General features: G+C 70.5%; 13 protein-coding genes. 6 read left to right on the top strand and 7 right to left on the bottom strand.

Going from position 1 to position 22,345, the window contains the following annotated elements; genetic code table 11:
* Nucleotides 1-295: 295 nt before the first annotated feature.
* The 4 genes from ACIQNU_RS25795 to ACIQNU_RS25780 all read left to right on the top strand — a co-directional run bounded on the left by ACIQNU_RS25795 (nt 296) and on the right by ACIQNU_RS25780 (nt 5,241).
* Nucleotides 296-3,595, top strand: a complete 3,300-nt coding sequence (locus ACIQNU_RS25795) for a nitrate- and nitrite sensing domain-containing protein (protein ID WP_401370766.1) — start codon at nt 296-298, stop codon at nt 3,593-3,595.
* 10 nt (nt 3,596-3,605) lie between these two features.
* Nucleotides 3,606-4,019, top strand: a complete 414-nt coding sequence (locus ACIQNU_RS25790) for a roadblock/LC7 domain-containing protein (protein ID WP_037791334.1) — start codon at nt 3,606-3,608, stop codon at nt 4,017-4,019.
* 93 nt (nt 4,020-4,112) lie between these two features.
* Entirely contained in the window at nt 4,113-4,679 is a 567-nt protein-coding gene (locus ACIQNU_RS25785) for a DUF742 domain-containing protein (RefSeq protein ID WP_401370763.1), read from the top strand.
* Nucleotides 4,660-5,241, top strand: a complete 582-nt coding sequence (locus ACIQNU_RS25780) for a GTP-binding protein (RefSeq protein WP_401370760.1) — start codon at nt 4,660-4,662, stop codon at nt 5,239-5,241. The genes ACIQNU_RS25785 and ACIQNU_RS25780 overlap by 20 nt, the downstream gene beginning before the upstream one ends.
* A 76-nt stretch (nt 5,242-5,317) precedes the next feature.
* Here ACIQNU_RS25780 and ACIQNU_RS25775 read toward each other — a convergent pair whose 3' ends face one another.
* The 5 genes from ACIQNU_RS25775 to ACIQNU_RS25755 form a co-directional block, all read right to left on the bottom strand.
* Nucleotides 5,318-5,536, bottom strand: coding sequence for an acyl-CoA carboxylase subunit epsilon (locus ACIQNU_RS25775; protein ID WP_401370758.1), 219 nt, complete (start codon nt 5,534-5,536; stop codon nt 5,318-5,320).
* Nucleotides 5,537-5,576: 40 nt separating this feature from the next.
* Nucleotides 5,577-7,181: an acyl-CoA carboxylase subunit beta gene (locus ACIQNU_RS25770; protein ID WP_401370756.1), complete on the bottom strand. Its 1,605-nt coding sequence runs from the start codon at nt 7,179-7,181 to the stop codon at nt 5,577-5,579.
* A gap of 176 nt (nt 7,182-7,357) precedes the next feature.
* Complete coding sequence (locus tag ACIQNU_RS25765; RefSeq protein ID WP_401370754.1) at nt 7,358-9,721, bottom strand: polysaccharide lyase 8 family protein; 2,364 nt, start codon at nt 9,719-9,721, stop codon at nt 7,358-7,360.
* A gap of 111 nt (nt 9,722-9,832) precedes the next feature.
* Nucleotides 9,833-13,690, bottom strand: coding sequence for an endo-alpha-N-acetylgalactosaminidase family protein (locus ACIQNU_RS25760; protein ID WP_401370752.1), 3,858 nt, complete (start codon nt 13,688-13,690; stop codon nt 9,833-9,835).
* 162 nt (nt 13,691-13,852) lie between these two features.
* The gene (locus ACIQNU_RS25755; protein WP_401370749.1) at nt 13,853-14,374 is read right to left on the bottom strand and encodes a hypothetical protein; all 522 of its coding nucleotides are present in this window, start codon (nt 14,372-14,374) and stop codon (nt 13,853-13,855) included.
* Nucleotides 14,375-14,666: 292 nt separating this feature from the next.
* Here ACIQNU_RS25755 and ACIQNU_RS25750 point away from each other — a divergent pair, with 292 nt between their 5' ends.
* Nucleotides 14,667-15,284 carry a YceI family protein gene (locus ACIQNU_RS25750; RefSeq protein ID WP_401370747.1) on the top strand — a complete coding sequence of 206 codons (618 nt, stop codon included), beginning with the start codon at nt 14,667-14,669 and terminating at the stop codon, nt 15,282-15,284.
* A 61-nt stretch (nt 15,285-15,345) separates the two neighbouring features.
* Here the strand turns inward: ACIQNU_RS25750 and ACIQNU_RS25745 are convergent, their stop codons facing one another.
* Together ACIQNU_RS25745 and ACIQNU_RS25740 are read right to left on the bottom strand one after the other, a co-directional pair.
* On the bottom strand, nt 15,346-16,776 hold the full coding sequence (locus ACIQNU_RS25745) for a hypothetical protein (protein ID WP_401370744.1): 1,431 nt from the start codon (nt 16,774-16,776) through the stop codon (nt 15,346-15,348).
* 141 nt (nt 16,777-16,917) lie between these two features.
* The gene (locus ACIQNU_RS25740) at nt 16,918-20,022 is read right to left on the bottom strand and encodes a glycoside hydrolase family 3 protein (protein ID WP_401370741.1); all 3,105 of its coding nucleotides are present in this window, start codon (nt 20,020-20,022) and stop codon (nt 16,918-16,920) included.
* Between the two features lie 314 nt (nt 20,023-20,336).
* Here ACIQNU_RS25740 and ACIQNU_RS25735 point away from each other — a divergent pair, with 314 nt between their 5' ends.
* On the top strand, nt 20,337-22,214 hold the full coding sequence (locus tag ACIQNU_RS25735; protein WP_401370739.1) for a ricin-type beta-trefoil lectin domain protein: 1,878 nt from the start codon (nt 20,337-20,339) through the stop codon (nt 22,212-22,214).
* Nucleotides 22,215-22,345: the final 131 nt, after the last annotated feature.

Below are 22,345 nucleotides of genomic sequence, written 5' to 3'. Positions count from 1 at the left end.
TCGTTTGACACGGCCGGTCACAGTGTTCATAACATTTCGACAGAGAATTGTGGCGCCTTAGCCACGCGTCGCGGTCATGCGGTGCCGCTGCGCCACAAGAGCCCCGCCATTTGGCGGGGCTCGCTCTTTATGACCGTTTTATCTGGGCCCCCGCGGAGGCGGAACCAACGCTTCCGACTGTTTGGAACACCACTGCCTGACGTGCTGGAATGCGCTGAACTGCCCAGTAGGTAGGGGCAGCCTGGAGACAATGCGGCACAAGGATTGGTGCCGACGCCGAGAGGTTGTTGGTCGAGTGAGGCGAAGCAAGAACAGTCCCGAGCCCTCGGCGCGGGGCAACTTCACCCCGCCGCCCCGAGCGGCTGCTCCACCCTCGAACGTGCCCGGACCCGAGCCGGTCACGATCCCCTCACCGAGAGGCGGACGCCTCTCCCCGCGCAACTGGCGCGTGCCGACCAGGCTGAACGCGATCCTGCTCATCCCCGTGGTCGTCGGTCTGGTGATGGGCGGCTTCCAGGTCAAGGGCTCGATAGACACCTGGCGCGAGGCGGAGGACGCGGAGAACACCGCCGTCCTGGTGCAGGCGTCCCTGACCTACGCCAACGCGCTCATCGACGAACGGGACGTCACCGCAGCGCCGCTCCTCCAGGGCAAGAAGGACGACCCGGCCGTCGTCAAGGCGCGCGCGGCCACCGACAGGGCCGCCGGGATCTTCGACGCCGCCGCCCGGAACATGCCGGACAAGCCGGGCCTCCAGCGGCGTCTGGAGGGCTTCCGCAAGGTCGAGCCGGGCCTCGCGGACCTCCGCGCCGCCGCGTACACCGCGAAGCTCGACGGAGTGAAGACCGAAGAGGGCTACGTCGGTGTCCAGCACCCGCTGATGGAGTTCGCCAACGAACTCGGCCTCGGCACCGGAAACATCACCAGCTACGGCCGTACGGTCTACGCCGTCTCGCTCTCCAAGGCCGCCCTGTCGCTGGAGCGGTCCGTCGGCATGCACCTGCTGATCAAGCCGGGGCCCGACGCGTCGAGCCTGGCCCGGCAGCGCATCGCGCTCAGCTCGTACGCGTATCTGGAGAACATCGCCGTACAGGAGTACGTCGGCGGTGGCACGCCCGCCGATGTCGCCAAGCTCGAAGAGGTCACCAAGAAGATCGAGGCCGACGGCGCCGCGCAGGCGACGGCGGCGGCGGACGCCGCGAAGGCCAAGGGCGAGAGCTATGTGCCGCCGCCGGCCATCCCGGACATGGTCGCGAAGATGTCCGCGCTGCCGAGCACCCAGCCGAGCGCCCGGGTCGCCCTGGCCCAGGAGGGCATCACGCCCGAGAACTGGTGGGCGGTCAACACGCTCAAGTTCAACGGCTACCGCTCCATCGAGTCCGACCTCGCGGACAAGGCGGTGAGCGAGGCGGGCGACATCGCGAACACCGCGAAGCGGGACACCTTCATCACCGGTGCGGTCGTCGTCGTCGCGCTGCTCGCCGCCTTCCTCCTGGCCGGACTCATGGCCCGCCAGATGAGCCGGTCGATGCGCCAGCTCCGCAACGCGGCCTTCGGGGTCGCCGAGCAGCGGCTGCCGATGCTGGTCGACCAGCTCTCGCGCACCGAGCCGGGCCGCGTCGACACCCGGGTGCAGCCCATCCCGATCAGCTCCACGGACGAGATCGGCGAGGTCGCCCGCGCCTTCGACCAGGTCCACCGCGAGGCGGTCCGGCTCGCCTCCGAGCAGGCCATGCTGCGGGGCAACATCAACGCGATCTTCACCAATCTGTCGCGCCGCAACCAGTCCCTCATCGAGGGTCAGCTCACCCTGATCACCGATCTGGAGAACAACGAGGCCGAGCCGGACCAGTTGGAGAACCTCTTCCGTCTGGACCACCTCGCGACCCGGATGCGCCGCAACGGCGAGAACCTTCTCGTCCTCGCCGGCGAGGAGCCGGGCCGCCGCTGGGACCAGCCGGTGCCCCTGGTCGACGTGTTGCGCGCCGCGTCGTCCGAGGTCGAGCAGTACGAGCGCATCGAGCTGTCCGGCGTCCCGGAGGCCGAGATCCACGGCCGCGCGGTGACCGACCTCGTGCACCTGCTCTCCGAACTCCTGGAGAACGCCACCACGTTCTCGTCGCCGCAGACCAAGGTCCGCGTCACCGCGACCCGGCTGCCCGACGGCCGGATCATGATCGAGATCCACGACAAGGGCATCGGCCTGACCGCCGAGGACTTCGCGGACATCAACCACAAGCTGGCCAACCCGCCGACCGTGGACGCCGCGATCTCCCAGCGCATGGGCCTGTTCGTGGTCGGCCGCCTCGCCGACCGGCACGGCATCCGGGTCCAGCTGCGGCCCTCGGGCGAGCAGGCGGGCACGACCTCCCTTGTCATGCTCCCGGACGCGATCACGCACGGCGGCGGTGGCGAGCAGCAGCAGCTCCCCGACGACGACCTGTCCGCGATGTCGGAGTTCGCCGTCACGCAGATCGTCCCGGAACAGGGCGGCTACGGAACGCCGGGTCCGATGCGGACGGCCGCGGAACTCGGCTTCGACGACAGCCGCTACACCGATGTCCCCGACGACATAAGGGAACTGGACCCGGTGGGCCGCTCCCTGATGCGCGAGGAGCGCCGCGCCGCCCTGGAGGCCCAGACCGGCACCGGGGACGCACAGGACCTGTACGGCGACGCCACCGGTCAGGACGTACCGGCGGGCTACGCCGATCCTCAGGCCGCGTACCCGCAGCAGACGGCGTACGACGGGCAGGTCGCCTACGACGAGCCGCAGCAGGGCGCGTACGGGACGGCGGGCCAGGACGGCTACGACGGTACGCAGCAGCCCAGTTACGCCGAGGCGTCCCGGGCCGGCTACGACGACCCGTTCTTCCAGTCCTCGCACGGCTATCAGGAACCCACCTATGCGGAGGCGCCCCAGCAGGATCTTCCGGGCATCGCCGAGGAGCCGTACGGCGGTTACGACGCCCAGCCTCACCAGGACGAGTGGCAGCCGCAGGAGGGCTACGCGGACTCGTTCCCGAGCGAATACGAACAGAATCCGGAATCTGTACGGTCCGCTGACGCGGCTGATCCCGACCGCGTAGGCTTCGACCGTCAGGGGCCAGCGCCCAGCTCCGGTCATACACTGACCGATGCCGGTCTCCCGCGCCGTGGCTCCGCCGCGGCGGGCGGAGGCTCCCCCACCGGTGGTCAGCAATGGCCGACGGCCACCGATCAGGACGACAGCGGTCAGCAGAGTGCGGAGCAGGCCCCGCCCACTGCCGACGGCAACGGTGTCCCGGACTGGCGCTCGGCCAACGACCAGCGGTGGCAGCGCGCCGAGCAGCTCCGTAAGCCCAAGGCGGGCGGGGTCACCTCGTCCGGTCTGCCGCGACGGGTGCCCAAGGCGAATCTCGTGGAGGGCGCCGCAGAGCAGACCCCGCAGGGCGGCCCCTCGGTCTCCCGCGCTCCCGAGGACGTCCGGGGCAGGCTGAGCAATCTGCGCCGGGGAGTCCAGCGGGGGCGTGACAAGGCAGGAAGTGACCAGAACGGCCAGGCCACTGGGAATCACCACAGTGGTCCTGGAAGCACCTACAACCAGGAGCGTTAGTGTGAGCCCGATGAGCCAGGCGGCACAGAACCTGAACTGGTTGATCACCAACTTCGTGGACAACACCCCCGGGGTGTCGCACACGGTGGTGGTCTCCGCCGACGGACTCCTTCTGGCGATGTCCGAAGGCTTCCCCCGTGACCGCGCCGACCAACTCGCCGCCGTCGCCTCCGGCCTGACCTCACTGACCGCGGGCGCGTCGCGCATCTTCGAGGGCGGCAGCGTGAATCAGACCGTTGTGGAGATGGAGCGGGGATTCCTGTTCATCATGTCCATCTCCGACGGTTCCTCGCTCGCGGTTCTCGCACATCCCGACGCGGACATCGGTCTCGTGGGGTACGAGATGGCCCTTCTCGTCGACCGTGCGGGCACCGTTCTCACCCCGGACCTCCGCGCGGAGCTTCAGGGAAGCCTTCTCAACTAGCAGACAGCGGTGCGATTTCGCGCCGCGTGGCCGTAAGGTTTCGGAACGCGGCTCCACAGGGATGGGTGCCCGGCACAGTCGGAGGAGGAAGAAGTGACAACACCCCCGGACGGTTCATCAGGCGCCTGGCCCTACGGCCAGGGCCAGGGCGACAACGGACGCAACCGGTACAACTTCCCCTCCACGCCAGGACACCGGCGCTCCCCCTACCCGCAGCAGCCGCAGCAACCGAGCCCGTACGACCAGCCGCACGCGCCACGGATCCAGCCGGTGCAGCCGCACCGGCGGGTCCCCGAACCGGCGCCCGCCGGTTCGGCCAGCAATCCCCTGGTGCGCCCGTACGCCATGACGGGCGGTCGCACCAGGCCGCGGTACCAGCTCGCCATCGAGGCGCTGGTGCACACCACCGCACAGCCGCATCAGCTCCAGGGCCAGTTGCCCGAGCATCAGCGGATCTGCAATCTGTGCCGGGAGATCAAGTCGGTGGCCGAGATCTCGGCTCTGCTGACCATCCCTCTCGGTGTGGCCAGGATCCTCGTCGCCGACTTGGCGGAGGCGGGCCTGGTCGCCATCCATCAGCCCGGCGGCGACGAGACCGCCGGCGGCCAGCCAGATGTGACATTGCTCGAAAGGGTGCTCAGTGGACTTCGCAAGCTCTAGCGGCGGATCCGCCCGGTCGACCACCAGCGCGAAGATCGTGGTGGCGGGGGGCTTCGGCGTGGGCAAGACCACGTTTGTAGGCGCGGTCTCGGAGATCAACCCGCTGCGTACCGAGGCCGTCATGACATCGGCGTCGGCCGGTATCGACGACCTGACCCACACCGGGGACAAGACCACCACCACGGTGGCCATGGACTTCGGCCGTATCACCCTGGACCAGGACCTGATCCTGTACCTGTTCGGTACGCCCGGACAGGACCGGTTCTGGTTCATGTGGGACGACCTGGTACGCGGCGCGATCGGCGCCGTCGTCCTCGTCGACACCCGCCGTCTCGCGGACTGCTTCCCCGCGGTCGACTACTTCGAGAACTCGGGTCTCCCCTTCGTCGTCGCCCTCAACGGCTTCGACGGCAGCCAGCCGTACACCCCGGACGAGGTCCGTGAGGCGTTGCAGATCGGCCCCGACGCCCCGATCATCACGACGGACGCCCGGCACCGCGCCGACGCCAAGTCGACGCTGATCACGCTGGTGGAGCACGCACTGATGGCGCGTCTGCGGTAGCGGTCCCTCCGGTCAGCAGAAAGGTCCCCTCACCCGATTGGGTGAGGGGACCTTTCCGGTTACCGGTACTGGTGTGTCAGCGCCAGCTGTGGGGCGCCCGGAAGCCGGGTTCGCGCTCCAGACGGCGCCAACCCGCCTTGGTGCGGCCCCGGTGCGGTGCCGCGGGCTCGGGGCGGGCGGCGGCGCGGGCCAGCAGGACCGCCGTGATGGCGGCGAGTTCCTCCGGCTCTGCGTGTCCCTTCTCGACCCTCAGGACGTCGTCCTGGCCGGGAGCGGGAGTGTCTGAAGTACTCATGAGTCAGGGTCTCCGTCACGAGGAGGGGAGGTCCGCAGGGTCACTGCGGCGGGTTTCCGTGCTTGCGCGAGGGCAGGTCCGCGTGCTTGGTGCGCAGCATCGCCAGCGAGCGGATGAGGATCTCGCGGGTCTCGGCGGGATCGATGACGTCGTCCACCAGTCCGCGCTCGGCCGCGTAGTAGGGGTGCATCAGCTCGGCCTTGTACTCCTTGACCATGCGCGTACGCATCGCGTCGGGGTCGGTGGCCTCGGCGATCTGCCGGCGGAAGATGACGTTGGCGGCACCGTCGGCGCCCATCACCGCGATCTCGTTGGTCGGCCAGGCGTAGGTGAGGTCGGCCCCGATCGACTGGGAGTCCATGACGATGTAGGCACCTCCGTACGCCTTGCGGAGGATCAGCGAGATCCTGGGCACGGTGGCGTTGCAGTACGCGTACAGCAGCTTGGCGCCGTGCCGGATGATTCCGCCGTGCTCCTGGTCGACGCCCGGGAGGAACCCGGGGACGTCCAGCAGCGTCACGATGGGGATATTGAAAGCGTCGCACATCTGGACAAAGCGCGCAGCTTTCTCACTCGCCTCGATGTCCAGTACGCCCGCGAGGGTCTGCGGCTGGTTGGCGACGATGCCGACCACCTGGCCGTCGAGGCGGGCCAGGGCGCAGATGATGTTGCGGGCCCAGCGCTCGTGGACCTCCAGGTGATCGCCGTCGTCGACGAGCTCCTCGATGACCTTGGCCATGTCGTAGGGCCGGTTGCCGTCGGCGGGCACCAGGTCGAGCAGGACGTCGGAGCGGCGGTCCGCCGGGTCCTCGGACGCGGCGTGCGGCGGGTTCTCGCGGTTGTTCTGCGGCAACATCGAGAGCAGGTACCGCACTTCGGCGATGCAGGTCTCCTCGTCGTCGTACGCGAAGTGCGCGACGCCCGAGGTCTCGGCGTGCACATCGGCGCCGCCGAGGCCGTTCTGGGTGATCTCCTCGCCGGTGACCGCCTTGACCACGTCGGGCCCGGTGATGAACATCTGCGAGGTGTCCCGGACCATGAACACGAAGTCCGTGAGGGCGGGGCTGTAGGCCGCGCCGCCCGCGCACGGGCCGAGCATCACCGAGATCTGCGGGATGACGCCCGAGGCCCTGGTGTTGCGCTGGAAGATGCCGCCGTAGCCCGCGAGGGCGCTGACGCCTTCCTGGATACGGGCGCCGGCGCCGTCGTTGAGGGAGACCAGCGGGGCACCGGCCGCGATGGCCATGTCCATGATCTTGTGGATCTTGGTGGCGTGCGCCTCACCGAGGGCGCCTCCGAAGATCCGGAAGTCGTGCGCGTAGACGAAGACGGTCCGGCCGTCGACCGTGCCCCAGCCGGTGATCACACCGTCGGTGTACGGCTTCTTGGCCTCCAGGCCGAATCCGCTGGCGCGATGCCGGCGCAACTGCTCGACCTCGTTGAACGAGCCCGGGTCGAGCAGCAGCTCGATGCGCTCCCGCGAGGTCAGCTTGCCCTTGGCGTGCTGCGCCTCGGTCGCCTTCTCGCTGGGCCCCCGCAGCGCCAGCTCACGGATCGCGTGCAGCTCGGCCACGCGCCCGCGCGCGTCGGTGGGCTCGTCGCCGGACCCCGGGGAACCCGAGTCGGTCTCGTCCAAAACGGTCATGTAGCGACCATACGAAGTCCACCAAGAAAAACAGGCCGTCGACTCCGTACAGTCTCCGGCCCGTTTTCCTGGTAACCCCGAACAGAACTGTTCCGCCATGCAGCCGAACCGACGGCTCAGGACCGGTTCGGCTTGTGGGGTCCTTACAAAGGGGTCACTGGGGGGTCAGACGGGGTTCACCGGAGTGTCACCTCGCAGCGGTGGGTCGCGCAGGCGGTTCCCGGGGTGATGCGCAGCCGCAGCTCACGGCCGGTGGAGACCACCTCGACGGAGGGGTCGTGGGCGACGACCCGGCGTACCGGACGGCGCCAGACGATCTCCAGGGGCTGCCCGGTCCTCGGCGGTTCGGCGATGTGCAGGGTAGCGGTACGGCCCCGGCCGCGCACCAGGACGCTCGCGGGAGCCGTTGAGGTGAGCGGGCCCGCCGTACCGGCCTGCCAGAAGTTCACGGCGGTGACGCCGAGCGAGTGAATGCTCACTCCTTGTGCGCGGGAATCGTTGGCGAGGACCGACAGCCAGTGCCGGTCGGCGGCGCGGGCCGCGACGGCGCGGCGGGACGCCCCGGGCAGGACGAGATAGGCGTACGCGGCGTCGGTGGGGTCGGTGCCGTGGTCGAGCCAGAGGGTCTGCCAGCGGCGGGTGCGGCGCTCGGTGGAGCTGGTGGTGTTGATGTCGGACCAGGCGCCGGTGCGGTCCTCGCGCAGGGTGCGCAGCGCCGCGCCGCCGGGCAGCACCCAGCCGCCGTGCCCTGCGAGGTGGGCCCAGCGGGGGCGGGAGCGGCCGTCCGTGGTGAAGGCCGGTTCGCCGCCGTCGCCGCCGAGGTTGCGGTTGTCGACGACCGTCTCGACGGGCACCCCGTCGGTGGCCGTGATGCCCGCGCCGAGGCAGATCACGGCGTCGTCCGCGAAGAACCACGACTTGCGGGCCTGGAGGGTGGAGCCGAGGCCCTTGAGGTGCTGTCCGACGGCCGCGAACTCGCCGTCGGTGGTGCCGCCGACCCACTGGACGGCGGGTTTCGGGGCGCCCCACTCGCCGCCCGCGCGGTCGGCGAGCCGCTTGGTCGAGACGGTGGTGCCGGGCAGCCGGTACCAGTCGACGGTGGGCCAGAACCAGTCCGTGTACTGGTCGCTGGGGCGGCCCGACGGCCACCAGTAGAGCATTCCGGCGCCGGTGTGCCAGCCGCGCGGGTTCTCGCCGTTGCCGCACTCGTACGCGGAGATCCGCTCCGACGCCATGGACAGCCCGGCGGCGAAGGCGGGTCGGCGGTGCACGGCGCGGTCCATCGCGGCGAACAACTGGTGCCCGACGGGTTCGGGCGCGGCCGGGACGGCGGAGGCGGCGACCGCGTGCAGCCGGGACAGGTCGCCGACGCCGAACTGGTCGCCGGAGAGGATCGGGGTGACGGTGTCCCGTTCGATCCAGCCCTTGATCCTGCCGTACCAGCGGTCCCGTTCGGCGGGGCTCGCGCCGCCCGCGAGGAGCGCCATGGCGGCGATGATGCCCTGGCCGTGGAAGTGGTCGCTGCGCATCACCTGGCGGTCGTCGCTCTTGAGGTAACCCCGGCTGATGGCGCGGCCGTTGACGCTGTCCATCACGAGGCCGTCGACGATCAGCGGGGCGTAGGCGTGTTCGACGCTGTCGAGGATGATCTGCTTGCCGGGGTCGGTGACCTCCCAGTCGGACCCGGCGAGCAGCGCGAAGAGCCGGCCGAGGCCGTCGAGCATGACCTGTCCGTAGGTGCCGGAGTAGGCGACCCAGGTGTGCTGGATGAACGAGCCGTCGGCGTAGAGGCCGTCGCCTGACGTGACGTACGGGAAGACCGGTGAGAGCGCGTCGCGGGCGAGGGCGATCTTCTCGGGGGCGCGGCCGTTGATGCCGCGCAGGGCGACCGAGCGGCAGAGGTCGACGCGGTTGGCGCCGGTCGAGGTGCCGGAGTAGTCGCGGAGCATGGCGTCGGGGACGAAGTGGTCGACGGCGGCGCAGGCGGCATCGCGCTGGGCGGGGGTGAGCGTGTCGTGGAGGGCCGCGACGATGTCCATGAGGAGGCGGGGGCTGCCGATCTGCCACTCCCACCAGTTGCCGTAGCGCGTGGTGGACGGGTTGTAGACGGTGGCGCCGACGTGGTCGAGGCCGCGCAGGATGTCCGCGAGCAGGTCCGCGTCGCCGGTGGATCCGGTGCCGTCCTGGACGTACGCCTGGGTCATCGTCCACAGCCTGCTGTAGCTCTGGGTGATGCCGCTCGGCGGGTCGAACGGGTACTGGGGCCACAGCGAGCGGGCGGCGGGCGCCATGGTGGAGCGGAAGCCGCGCGCGAGGTCGCCGGTGTTCTTCAGGCGCGACGCGTACGGTTCGGCGCTCGCGTCGTAGCCGGTGCCGAGGGCGAGATCCAGCCAGCGGGCGCGGAGCGTGTCGTACGCGTCATCGGCCGCCGTGGAGGCGCTTTCCGCGGCCGATGCGACGGGGGCGAGTGCGAAGGGGGCTCCGGAGGCGGTCAGCGAGGCGGCGAGAAGGAAGGTGCGACGCGATGGAGTCATGGACATGCCCTATCAGCCGGGGGAAAGCGCTGTCTACGGTGGCGGCACCATGGCCCCACGGGTGGGTGGGGCCATGGTGCGACAGGCCGGAGCGGGGTGCGCTCCGTCGGCGGTGGGTCAACTCCCGCAGTGGAAGCGGGCGTTGCCCCAGTCGGCGTGGTCGTTTCCGTTGCCGTCGCCCCCGTCGCCGACCACCAGGTCGACATAGCGGGCGCCGCCGATGTCCGCGCTCAGCGACCACGCGGGGTCGGTGGCCTTGAGCACGGGGGACTTGATCTTCTCGGTGCCGTCGGCGACGACGCCGAACTGGACGCTGCCGCGCGCCGTCTGGACGTCGTCCACGCCGACCTCGGCCGTGAAGGAGGAGCACCGGCCGCCGAGGTAGTAGCGGATCTTCGCGGGCGCGTGGGTGCCGAGCCCCTTCGCGTAGGTCACTCCCCCGATCCGCAGCGGACCGCCGTCGCCGGTCCCGGTCTCGCCGTTGGACAGGTCCCGTTCGACCGGCCCCCAGCCGTTCTCGCTGTCGGTCCAGTCGAGGTCGCTCGCCCAGGCGTCGGCGGTGGGCGGCGGCGGAAGGGTCCGCAGCGAGGTGTCGGCGGTGAGGGTACGGGCGCTGCCGCCCGCGGTGTACGTCGCCTTGGCGCCGAGCGTGTACGCGCGGTACGGGGCGTCGACCGGCGGGGTCACCTGCCAGGTCGCGGTGGCCTTGGCGCCGGGCGCGACCGGGTCGAGGGTGACGGGTCCGGCGGGTTCGGCCGTCCAGCCGTCGGGCAGGTCGAGCCGGACCGCGAGGTCCCGGGCGTCCGTCGCCTCGTAGTTGGTGACCGTGGCCGTGATCTCGTTCTTCGCGCCGGGCTCCAGGGTCGCGGACTTGGCGGCGACGGCGAGCGTGCCGCAGGCGGGCTGCTCGGCGGCGGGTCCGAGGTCGGTGACGGTGAAACCGTCCAGGACGAAGTCGGCCTTGTCGGAGGCGTCGTCGCGCATCCGCAGGCCCACCCAGGTGTCGCCGCAGCCCGCGGTGACCGTCTCGGTGAAGCGCCCGGTGGTGCGCTGCTGCCCGATCGCGGTGCGCCGGGTCTCGACGGACTGCGGGGCGCCGTCGGCGAGCCGGTCGTAGCCGGTGACCCACTCGAAGGCGCCGGAGTGGCTGGACTGGTAGTCGTAGGCGACGCGGTAGGCGTGTCCTGCCTTGAACGGGACGGTGGCCGGGGTGGTGCGGTAGACGAGGCCGTTGTTGCCCTCGTGGGTCTTCAGGGACTGGCCGCCGCCGATGACGTCGTCGATGAGCTTCCCGTTCCAGCCGGCCTGGGTGTACGGGGCGTGGAGCTGGGAGATGCTGGTGCGCGGGTCGGTGACGCCGCCGCCGGAGCCCTTCACGAAGGGGCCCCAACCCTGGTCGACGTTCTCGAAGTCCTCGGAGACGAGGGTGCCGGACACCTGCGCCGGGTCGTTGCGGACCACGCGGACGTCGTCCACCCGCACCCGCGCCGCCGACCCGGCCGCCGCCTCGACGCGCAGGGTCACGCGGCCGTCCCGTGGCGCGGTGAAGGTCACCTTGGCGCGCTGCATGTAGGTGCTGTGCCAGTCGCTCGCGGCGACCGTGTTCTTGAGCGTGGACCGTTCGACGGCCACGGACGCGCCGCCCGCCGACAGCGTGGTACGGCGCTCCTTGCCGGGTTCGACCTCCAGCCAGGCGGACGCGGTGTACCGCTTGCCGGGCGTCAGACCGGTCAGCCGCTGCTCGACGGCGGCCTGGGAAGTGCCCGTCAGCGAGGCGCTGTTGCGGCCGTTGCCGTCGGTGTCCCGGGCGACCGTGCCGGTGGTCCGCCAGTCGCCGAGCCGGGCGTCGTTGAAGCCGGGGTCCCTGACGGGCGTGCCCTCGCCCCAGGCGGCGTCCGCGGCCTTCGGGGTGCGGCCCACCGGGTAGAGGACGTAGGGCTGTCCGGCCTCGGCGGCCAGGGTGACCTTGCCGCCCTTGGCGCGCACGGTGCCGGTCTTCACGCGTCCGTTGTCGGTGAGCTTGTACACGGTGTACGAGGTGCCGGGCACCGCCCAACTCGTCGTACCGCCGGACTTGTTGTAGTGGTACAGCTTCTTGCCACCGTCCCAGGGCAGCAGGTAGTCCGTGCCGTCGAGGACCTTCCTGCCGTGGTCGTAGTAGGTGCGGCGGCCGTCCTCGACGGTGCCGCGTACGGCGCCCGTGAAGGTGATGTCGTCGCCGTTCCAGCGGGTGATCTGCTCCTGCTGGAGGTACTTGGCCGGGAGGTCGCGCTGCCAGATGGTGTCGTAGAAGGCGTTCCAGTCGTTCTCGCCGGTCCAGCCCTCGAAGTCCTGGAGGGCGGTCTGGCCGAGGACCGGGTCGTTGTTCCAGACGTCCTTCTCGCTGTTGCGGATGAAGCGGATGATCTTCGAGTTGAGGCCCTTGGCGGTGGGGCCGCCGTAGTCGAGGTCGTTGGCCCAGTGCGACCAGAGGGACTGGCGCTCGAACTTGTCCGCCCACTCGGTGGCCAGACCCCAGCCCTGGTCGCGTATGACGTCGGCGGTCTGCTCGGCGATCCAGCCGTGCGTGTAGTACACGTCGACGTAGATCATGGACAGGTTCGGGTCGGTCTCGTCGCGCAGCTCCTTGAAGCGGCGGGCGAGTTCACCGCTGTTCAGATCGCGGCGCTGGTCGATGTAGTAGCTCTGGTTGAGCCAGTCCCAGCCGGGCCTGGACTTGTCGACGAGCTGTTCGCTGAAGTTCTTGGCCTCCGGGTACGCCTCGGTGGCGTTGACGTGCACGCCGAAGGTCGCGCCCCACTTCTTGCCGTTCTTCAGCAGCTTGTTGAGGTCGGTGAGGCCGCCGGCCCGCTGGTTGATGTTGCCGCCGTAGTCCGGGTGGGCCGAGTCGTGGCCCTCGGACGCGTACCCCTTGAGCAGCGCGAACTGGCCGAGCCCGTCGGTGGCGAGGGAGATCCGCTTGACGTCGTCCAGGGTGCGCAGGAAGGGGTGCGTGGCCTGGCTGGCGAAGTTGAACGGGATATGGCTGATCACCCGGTCGGGCGTCTCGTCGGAGCCCTGGGCCTTGACGCCGATGGTGCGGAAGGCGACGGCGCCGTCCTGCCAGTCGACCGTGCCGTCCCCGTTGGCGTCGGGTGTGACGACGACCTTCGCCCAGGGCAGCGCGTCGCCCTTGGCGGGCGCGGGCGCCCCTTCGCCCCGGTAGGTCCACTGACCCGACCAGACCCCGACCCGGGTCGAGCCGTCGGCGTCCTTGCGGGCCTGGTGCCAGAACCGGGCGGCGTCCCCGCCGGTGGCCCCGCTCGGCTTGTCGTACGTGGAGTTGGACTCGACGGCGGCGGCGAGCGTGCCGGTGTTGACCAGCGCGTAGGACGCGCCGACCGGTGCGGCGTCCGCCGGGGTCGCCCCGGTGACCTCGCCGAAGACATCGGCGGTACGGGTCGAGTCGTCGTCGATCCGGGTGAACGCCGTCCGGGCACCGCCGTCCGTACTGCCGACGGACACCAGGTCGTGCCCGGGGATGTCGAGGGTTCCGACACGGAAGGCGGCGGTGTCGCGGACGGCGGTCACCTTGAAGGTGGTGGCGCGCCCGGACACGGACAGCGAGGCGTCGATCTCGACGCCGGGCAGATCGGGGAAGGCCAGCGTGTACGCGGCCGATGACCCCCGGATCACGGGGGCGCCGGTGAGGCGTACGGCGTGGGGCGCCCCGTTCAGGGTGACCTCGGTGACCGGCCGGGTCGAGCCGAGGAGCCGGGCGCCGGTGGCGCGGTCGGTGTACGCGAGGACGCGCGGGAAGTCGTCGGCGACGGTGACGGTGAGCCGGGAGGAAGCGATGTCGGCACCGGCGGCCCGGGGGGCGACGGCTGCCGATGGGGTGGGGGCGGCACCGGCGGGGAGTGCGGGGCCCGCCAGGGCGAACACGACGGACGAAGCGGCGGCAGTGACGCACGCGGCACGGAATCTTCGCGACATGGGGACTTGGGTATCGGCGGCGTGACCACGGGGTCAACGGACGGAGACCGGAAGGGCGGCGGCAGTCCAAGTACCGCTGTCGTTAAGTCCAAGCGACGCCTCGCGGGGCGGCCGGGCACCCCTGGCTTGGGGTACCCGGCCGCGAACCGTCGGTCTGCCGGACTAGCAACCGCCGCAGTTGTAGTACGTGACGTCCCAGTGGTTGCCCTCGTCCGCGTAGACGTTGCCGGAGCCGGACTGCCACTGCGGGGAGCCGTCACCGCGTACGCCTATGTAAGTGAACGTGTTCTTGATGTAGTTGGTGACACAGGTGTTCTTGCCGTAGTCGAGCTTGTAGCCGTTCCAGTGCGAGTACGTGCCGCTGGCGTGGCCGGTCTCGGTGCCTCCGGTGATGTTGAGGGCGCAGCCGGTGGCCCGCTTCAGGGTCTGGGCGCCCTGGGCGGAGGTGAGGTTGAGCTGGTCGAAGGACGTACAGGTCGCCACGTTGCGGTTCGAGCAGCCGCCCGACGACGACCAGGTGATGCCGACCTGGCTGAACATCGAGGTCGCCGTGGCGTGGGTGATCTTGGTGGCGGCGAACGCGTCGCCCGCGCTGCTCAGGACGCCGAATCCCGGCGCCAGGAAAGCGCCGGTGACCAGGGCCAGTGTGGTGATGACGGAACGGAGCCTCGGACGGTGGTTCATGTGGGGGTTCCTCCCTGCTGATGACCGTGCTGTGGGGTGGGACAGCTGAGGACGTGCGGGACCGGACACGGCTGATGACCGTGCCGGCCCTGGTGCGGCTGTGCAGGTGGAGCAAGGAGATGGTGCCCGAGGTCTACGCGCGTCCGCCAGAGGGCAGGCATGAGCACCGCGAAGTAACCGCCACGACACACACCGTTTGATGTTGAAACTTGAACGGAATGGGTCTAGGGTCACTGTCATTGAAGTTTCAACAGCTTCGGCGGAGCCGGGGCTCGTCCCCAGAGGAGCAGTCATGGGAATCTTCGGCCGCAAGAGCGACAACCCCGACGCGGGCCCGGCGGCGGCGACCGATGTCAGCCCGGATCTCGCGGCGCTGACCGGCGACTACACGCTCGACCCGGCGCACACCTCGATCGGTTTCGTGGCCCGGCACGCGATGGTGACCAACGTCAAGGGCAGCTTCCTCCAGTTCGAGGGCGCGCTGCACCTGGACGGCGCGGACCCGTCGAAGTCGACCGCGTCGATCGATGTCTCCATGGACAGCATCGACACGGGCTCGGCCGACCGGGACGGGCATCTGAAAAGCGCGGACTTCTTCGACATCGAGAAGTACCCGAAGATGACGTTCCGTTCGACCGGCGCCGAGGCGCTCGGCGGCGACGACTACCGCATCACCGGCGACCTCTCGATCCTCGGCACGACCAAGCCGATCTCGATCGACCTGGAGTTCAACGGCGCCGCGAAGGACCCCTTCGGCAACGAGCGCGTCGGCTTCGAGGGCAAGACCGAGCTGATCCGCTCGGAGTGGGGCCTGACCTGGAACGCCGCCCTGGAGACCGGTGGCGTCCTCGTCTCGGACAAGATCAAGCTGGTCTTCGACATCTCGGCGATCAAGACGGTCGCCGTCTGAGCCGGAGCGGGCGCCGGCACGGGGGACGGGCGACTCGGGCGACGGGCGGCACGGGGGCGGCTCAGAAGCCGCCCCCGAAGTCCCCTCCCCCGCCGAAGTCCCCGCCGCCACCGAAGTCCCCGCCACCGCCGAACCCGCCGCCGAAGTCGCCCGGGTCGAAGTCGGTGCCCGAGACATCGCCGCCGTCGTATCCGGCGCCCGCGCCGAAGTCCCCGTATCCGGAGCCGTAGTCGGCGGCATAGGCGGGGCTCGCCATCATGCTGCCGAGCATCGTGCCGACGAGCAGTCCGGGCAGCAGCCCGCCGCCGAAGTAGCCGCCCGCCCACGGTCCGTACGCCGGGCCCGCCTCGTAGTAGGGGCGGCGGCCCGTCTCCGTGTCGACCTCGCGGACCATCGGGTCGACGCCGTCCCGCAGCCGGGCCTCGTCCGCCGCGCACACCGGCACCTCGCGCTCGGCGCCCGTCGGCGGCGCCCACACCGCGTCCGTCACGGACGGGCCGTGGCGCGGGTCGAAGAAGCAGGGCGGGCGCCGCTCGGGCAGCGCGCGCCCCTCGCGCCGCGCGGAGAGCTGCGCCAGCGAGAAACGGCCGTCCTCCAGGGCCTGCGTGACCCCCCGGACGTCCTCCGGGCGCTGGGCCGACGCCATGGCCGACTTCGCGTTCTCGTAGGCGTCCAGGGCCCTCTCGTAGTCACCGCGCATCGCGTCGTCCGCGCCCTGCTCGGCGGGGTGGAAGTCGAGCCGGTCCAGCTCCTCGCCGAACGCGGTGATGTCCTCGTCGACGACGACCCGCAGCTTCTCCAGGCCCGCGCGCTGCTCCTCCTCGCGCCGGCGGGTGTTCCGGCGCGACACGGCGTACGCGCTCGCCCCGCCGATGACGACGACCGCGCCGACCCCGATCAGCGCCCCGGTCGGGAACGACGATCCCGGCGACCCCGAACCGGAGCCGCCCCAGGAAGCGGGCGCCGAACCATGGGCCGTCCGCACGGCCCGGTCCACGAAGTCGCTGAGCTGCGTCGCCGTGACGGTCTCGCCCTGGACGCTGGTGACCAGATTGCGGACGGCCGTCTGCGGCATCACGGCGCTGTCCGCGCGGGCGCTGAACTGATCGCCGAGACGGACGCCGTAGACGCCGGTGATGCCGGTGTCGGCGCGCAGGTCGCTGAACAGGTTCTGGGTGGGGAAGCCCTGCGGGAGTACGGCCACGAAGACGGGCTTGTCCGCGTCCTTGATCTTCTTGGCCAGGGCGTTCGCGTCGGCCGTCGACAGTTGGGCGGAGGCGGCCGGGTCGACGTAGACGGGGTTCTGGCGGAGCGCGTCCCCGATGGTGCCGACGTCGGTCGCCGCGGTGGTCGTCGTGGCGGTCGTGGTGGCGGAGCCGGTGGCCGCCTCGGCGGGCGGCGCGGTCAGGGGCAGTGCCACCATCGCGGCGGCGACCAGGAGGAACGCCGGACCCCGTAGCACCCGGAGCCCTCTGTGCGGTGCGGCCATCATGCTTTCGACGCTACCTGAAGCCGTACGGGAACGACCTGGCACGAAGATCGCGAAGAACGCGAAGAGACAGCCCGTCCCGGGTCCGCACCTTGCCCGGGACGGGCTGCCTCGCTCAGGGGGCCCTCGCCAGGGGGCCCTCGATCAGGACCCGGTCACCGCCCGGTACGCGGCCGTCAGCTTCACCACCGCGTCCTTGAAGCGACCGGTGAGCAGCAGATGGTCGGCGTCCGCGAACGGCTTCGCGACCGCCGCCGTCATCGTCCCCCCGGCCTGCCCTCCGACCTTCTGCTGGACCAGGAGCCGCGCCTGTGTGACAGCCTCGCGCCCCGCCCGCTCGGAGTGCGCCTTCTCGGCGACCGACGCCGCGAGCTGGAGCACCTTCAGCGTCAGCTCGCCGCCCCCCGGCACCCGTGTCTTCGTGGTCAGCCCCCAGCCGTACGGGAACTGCGGGTCGTACGCGGCGTCACCGACGTTGATCGGAAGCTGGGCCTCCGACCTCGGCCAGGTGACCGGGAGCTGCCCGGTGAAGGGCCGCTTGCCGTAGACCACGTCCGCGACGCCGTCGCCCTCGGTACCCGGCAGCCACGACGCCACCAGCGCGTCGATGTCACCGAGCCGGTCGCCGATGAGCTGGGGGCGCCCGGAGACGATGAGCACCGCGCACTTCATGGCCGCGCACACCCGGTCGACGGCGGCCCGGTCGGCGGCGCTCAGCTCCAGGTCGTGGCCGTTGCCGACATCGCCGATGCCTTCGGCGTACGGGGTCTCGCCGACGACCACGACCCCCACGTCGTAGCCGTCCATGGCGGCGGACGCGTCCTTGCTGTACGCGATGTCGGCGCCGGGTGCGGCCTTCCTCAGCCCCTGGAGGATCGTCGTACCGTCGGTGGTCTTCCCCGACGCGCCCTGCCAGGTGATGGTCCAGCCGCCGCTCTGGTTGCCGATGTCGTCGGCGTTGGACCCGGCGACGTACACCTTCTGCGACGGCTTCAGCGGGAGGACGCCGCCGTCGTTCTTGAGCAGGACCTGCGACTCGGCGGCTGCCTGGCGGGCGACCGCGCGGTGTTCGGCCGAGCCGATCTTGTTCTGGAGCGAGGTGTCGGCGTACGGCTTCTCGAAGAGGCCGAGCTTGAACTTCTGGGTGAGGATCCGCGCCACGGCGTCGTCGATCCGCTTCATGGTGATCCGGCCCGCGCCGACCTCGGCGGTGAGCGTCGAGTGGAAGGCGGCGTACTCCGTCGGGACCATGATCATGTCGAGTCCGGCGTTGACCGAGGTCCGTACGTCGGACGCGTAGTCGCCGGGGATCTGGTCGATGGCCTGCCAGTCGCTGATGACGAAGCCGTCGAAGCCCATCCGGTCCTTGAGGACGCCGTTGATCATCTCGGCGTCGGCGTGCATCTTCACCGGGGCCTTGTCGTCGCCGATGATGTCGACCGACGAGTAGGACGGCATGACGGTCCCGACACCCCGTTTGACCGCCTCCTCGAAGGGCGCGAGGTGCACGGCCTCCAGCTCCTGCCGGGTGACGCGGGTGACGCCCTGGTCGATGGTGTACGAGCCGGTGGTCGAGGAGCCGTACGCGGTGCCGCCGTCGCCGACGTAGTGCTTGGCCGTGGCCAGCACCTTGTCGCCCCGGGCGAGGTCCTTGCCGCTCGGGTGGCCCTGGAAGCCCTGGACGACGGTCTCCAGCGATGCGACAAGCGCCGGGTCCTCGCCGAAGGACTCGTACGACCGTCCCCAGCGCTCGTCCCGTGTCACGCACAGGCAGGGCGCGAAGTCCCAGGGGATGCCGGTGGCGCGGACCTCGGCGGCGGTGACGGCGCCCGTCTTCTCGGCGAGCGCGGGGTCACGGGTGGCGCCGATGCCGATGTTGTGCGGCATGACGGTGGCGCCGGCGAGGTTGTTGTGGCCGTGCACCGCGTCCACGCCATAGATCAGCGGGATCTGGAAGCGGGTCGCCTGGGCGCGCAACTGGAAGCCGTCGATCATCTTCGACCAGGCGGCGGGCGTGTTCGGGTTGGGCACCGAGCCGCCGCCGGAGAGCAGCGAGCCGAGGTCGTAGGAGGCGATGTCGCCCGGGGTCTTGAGGGCGTTGCGCTCGGCCTGCGTCATCTGCCCGGCCTTCTCGGCCAGCGACATCCGCGACACGAGGTCGGCCACCCGCTTCTTCACGGGCAGCTTCGGGTCGAGATACGGCAGTCCGTGCGCGTCGATGACGACCTGGGGGCTCTCGGCGGGCGGCTTGGCGCCGGTGACGGTCAGCTTCAGCGGAATCGTCTTCGCGGACTCGGCCGCCCTGTCGCGGAGCGTCTGGACGGAGACGGTGCGCGAGGCGCCGGACGCGGTGCCCGCGGGGAAGGTGATCTCGCCGCTGACCGGGGTGTAGTCCTCGCCGGCCGTCGCGGTGCCGCCCTCGGTGGTGTAGGCGACGGTGACCGGCTCTTCGAGCGGGACGGTCCCGGTGGTGGCGACGGAGATCCGCACGTCGGCCCTCGCGCCCTCCTTCACCGGGTACACGGCCGCGTCGGTGAGGACGTTCGCCTTCAGGGACTGGTCGGCCTTGCCGTACAGCTCGACGTGGTCCATGGCGAAGGCGCCGGGGGCGCCGGTCGGGAGGGTGACCGCGTAACCCCACATCTCGGTGAGACCGAGGATGTGGTCGATGCCGCCGACGGGCTGGTAGTCGGTGCGGTACGCGAAGTCGGCGAACGGGATCTCGACCTGGTGCCAGCCCTCCCAGTCGTCCGTGAACGACGTCGTCCACAGCTCGGACGCCTCGCCGTGGGCGCCGCCGTCCTTGATCTCGAAGTTGATCTTCTTGCCCGAACCGGGCGGCAGCGGCGCGGTGTTCTGGCCGTACCACCAGAAGCGGATGCCCTTCGACGCCGACCAGTCGTGGGCGGGCTCGTTCGCGGCGAAGTCGTGGGTGAAGCCGCCGTAGCCGCTGATGTCGTACGTGCCGGAGAGCACCTTGGCGCCCTCGGGGGCGTCGGCGCGGTCCTCCAGCTTCAGCGTGGGCGGGTCGTCCGCGTCGCCGCCCCACGTGAAGATGCCCTCGGCGGGCTGGCCGCCGAACGGCACCTCGCCCTCGAAGCGGTCGACGGAGACGGGTGCGGGGTCGTCGGCCCCGGTCGCCGGTCCGGCGGCGGCGAACGGCAGCAGCCCGGCGAGGAGTCCGGCGGCGACGAGCAGGGCGGTGCGCCGCCTGCCGGTCCCCTCCGGACGGTGGGCACGGGTCCCCACCGGACGACGGGTACCGGTCCCCTCCGGACGGCGGGGGTCAACTCTTCGCATGGGTGTCCCTTCGAGCGGGGCGGCTCACAACCCTCACTGAACTCTCATGACTTAGATCAGGGCGTGAGTTAACTGGCGCGCATTGCGGCCCGTCAAGACTTCACGTCAGATCCGGTACACAGCCAACGTTCCGGCGGCGGAACGCCTTTGTGTGTTCAGCTTATGAAGTCCGCCCCTCTTGACGGGTACGCCACGTCGTCATTTACTCACGCCTCGCACGCGCCTTCACCTTCCCTCACCCCCCATCAGAAGGGTGGCGCTCGATGAGAACCCCCACCAGAGCGGGCCGGATCACCCGGTCCCTGCTCGCCGGATTCCTGGTCGCCGGCGGCCTGACCGGCGCCTTGTCCACTCCGGCGCACGCGGCCGGCGAACAGGTCACGGCCTATCTCACGACGACGGACGACAGCGGCGGACGCCATGTCGTACGGGGTCTTGAGGCCCAGGCGCCGTTCGCTTTCCAGCCGAACAGCGGCGGCAGTGGCGAGAACATCTCGGTCGACGAGAACACCCGGTACCAGACGTTCACGGGCGGCGGCGCGTCCTTCACGGACACGGCGGCGTGGCTGATGAACAGCAGCGGCGCGCTGAGCCAGGCGACGCGGGACGCGACGATGCGCAAGCTGTTCTCGCCGACGGACGGCATCGGCCTGTCGTTCCTGCGCAACCCGATGGGCGGCTCGGATCTCGCCCGGTTCGGCTACACGTACGACGACATCCCGGCCGGGCAGACCGATCCGAATCTGAACCAGTTCACGATCGCACACGATCTCGCGGACGTCGTCCCGCTGACGAAACAGGCCAGGTCGCTCAATCCGGCGCTCACCGTGATGGCGTCGCCGTGGACCGCGCCCGCCTGGATGAAGGACAACGGGCAGCTCAACGGCGGCTGGCTGAAGGCCGAGAACTACGGCGCGTACGCCTCGTACTTCGTGAAGTACGTGCAGGCGTACCAGGCGCAGGGCGTGCCGATCGCTTACGTCACCGCGCAGAACGAGCCGACGTGCTGTGCGGGCTATCCGTCGATGAGCTGGAACGGCTCCGGGCTCGCGTACTTCACCAAGAGCGAGCTGCTGCCGAAGCTCCAGGCGGCGGGCCTGTCGACGAAGGTCCTGGCGCACGACTGGAACTGGGACACCTACGACGCCTACGCGGCGGCGACCGTGAACGACGCGGCGGTGCGCGCGCATCCGAACTTCGGCGGGATCGCGTGGCACGGGTACGGCGGTGACGTGGCGAAGCAGACGGCGGTGCACAACCAGTATCCGCAGCTCGACGCCTTCGGCACCGAGCACTCGGGCGGCACGTGGATCGCCAACCAGCAGCGCGAGGACATGAGCAACATCATCGACTACACCCGCAACTGGGCGAAGTCGGTGACGAAGTGGTCCCTCGCCGTGGATCAGAACAGGGGGCCGCACAACGGCGGCTGCGGCACCTGCGACGGTTTCATCACCGTCCACAACGGGGACGCGCGGCACGGGCAGGTCGACTACACGATCGAGTACTACACGATGGGCCATCTGACGAAGTTCGTCCGGCCGGGCGCCCAGCGCATCGCGTCGACGGCGAGCGCGTCGGTGCCGAACGTCGCGTGGCGCAATCCGGACGGCTCCAAGGCCCTGATCGCGTACAACGACTCCGCGTCGGCGAGGACGGTCACCCTCAACTGGGGCGCGCAGCACGCCACGTACTCGCTGCCGGGCAAGACGTCGGCGACGTTCACCTGGTCGGGTACGCAGTCGGGCGGCTCGGAGACCTCGGGCGCCTTCACCGGGCTGGCGGGCAAGTGCCTGGACGTGGCGGGCGGCTCGGCGGCGAACGGCACGGCGGTGCAGCTCTACGACTGCAACGGCTCGACCGCGCAGCGCTGGACGGTGAAGGCCGATGGCTCGATCCAGGCGCTCGGCAAGTGCCTGGACGTCACCGGGGCGTCCACGGCGGACGGCGCGAAGATCCAGCTGTACGACTGCAACGGGACCGGCGCCCAGCGCTGGACGTACAACGCGTCGACGGGCAATGTCGTGAACGCGGCGGCGAACAAGTGTCTGGACGTCACGGACAACTCGTCGGCGAACGGTGCGAGAGCCCAGATCTGGGCGTGCACGGGCGCGGCGAACCAGAAGTGGCGCCTGGGGTGACCAGTCCACCGGCGGGGGGGGGGGGGCGCCCCCGGGGGGGGGGGGGGGGCCCCCCCCGGCGGGGGGGGGGCCCCCGCCGGGGGGGGGGGGCGCCCGGGGGGGGCCGCCCCCCCGCCCCCCCCCCGCCGGCG

Origin of the sequence: Streptomyces sp. NPDC091292 (genome assembly GCF_044757265.1) — a bacterium.
In the GTDB taxonomy this organism is placed as follows: domain Bacteria; phylum Actinomycetota; class Actinomycetes; order Streptomycetales; family Streptomycetaceae; genus Streptomyces.
The sequence above is the reverse complement of the archived record's forward strand: the minus strand, read 5'-3'. Positions and strand labels throughout refer to the sequence as shown.

Coding starts and splice junctions, on each gene's coding strand:
- ACIQNU_RS25790 (WP_037791334.1), top strand. CDS start 3,606: ATGAGCCAGGCGGCACAGAACCTGAACTGGTTGATCACCAACTTCGTG.
- ACIQNU_RS25750 (WP_401370747.1), top strand. CDS start 14,667: ATGGGAATCTTCGGCCGCAAGAGCGACAACCCCGACGCGGGCCCGGCG.
- ACIQNU_RS25775 (WP_401370758.1), bottom strand. CDS start 5,536: ATGAGTACTTCAGACACTCCCGCTCCCGGCCAGGACGACGTCCTGAGG.
- ACIQNU_RS25735 (WP_401370739.1), top strand. CDS start 20,337: ATGAGAACCCCCACCAGAGCGGGCCGGATCACCCGGTCCCTGCTCGCC.
- ACIQNU_RS25770 (WP_401370756.1), bottom strand. CDS start 7,181: ATGACCGTTTTGGACGAGACCGACTCGGGTTCCCCGGGGTCCGGCGAC.
- ACIQNU_RS25745 (WP_401370744.1), bottom strand. CDS start 16,776: ATGATGGCCGCACCGCACAGAGGGCTCCGGGTGCTACGGGGTCCGGCG.
- ACIQNU_RS25760 (WP_401370752.1), bottom strand. CDS start 13,690: ATGTCGCGAAGATTCCGTGCCGCGTGCGTCACTGCCGCCGCTTCGTCC.
- ACIQNU_RS25755 (WP_401370749.1), bottom strand. CDS start 14,374: ATGAACCACCGTCCGAGGCTCCGTTCCGTCATCACCACACTGGCCCTG.
- ACIQNU_RS25765 (WP_401370754.1), bottom strand. CDS start 9,721: ATGTCCATGACTCCATCGCGTCGCACCTTCCTTCTCGCCGCCTCGCTG.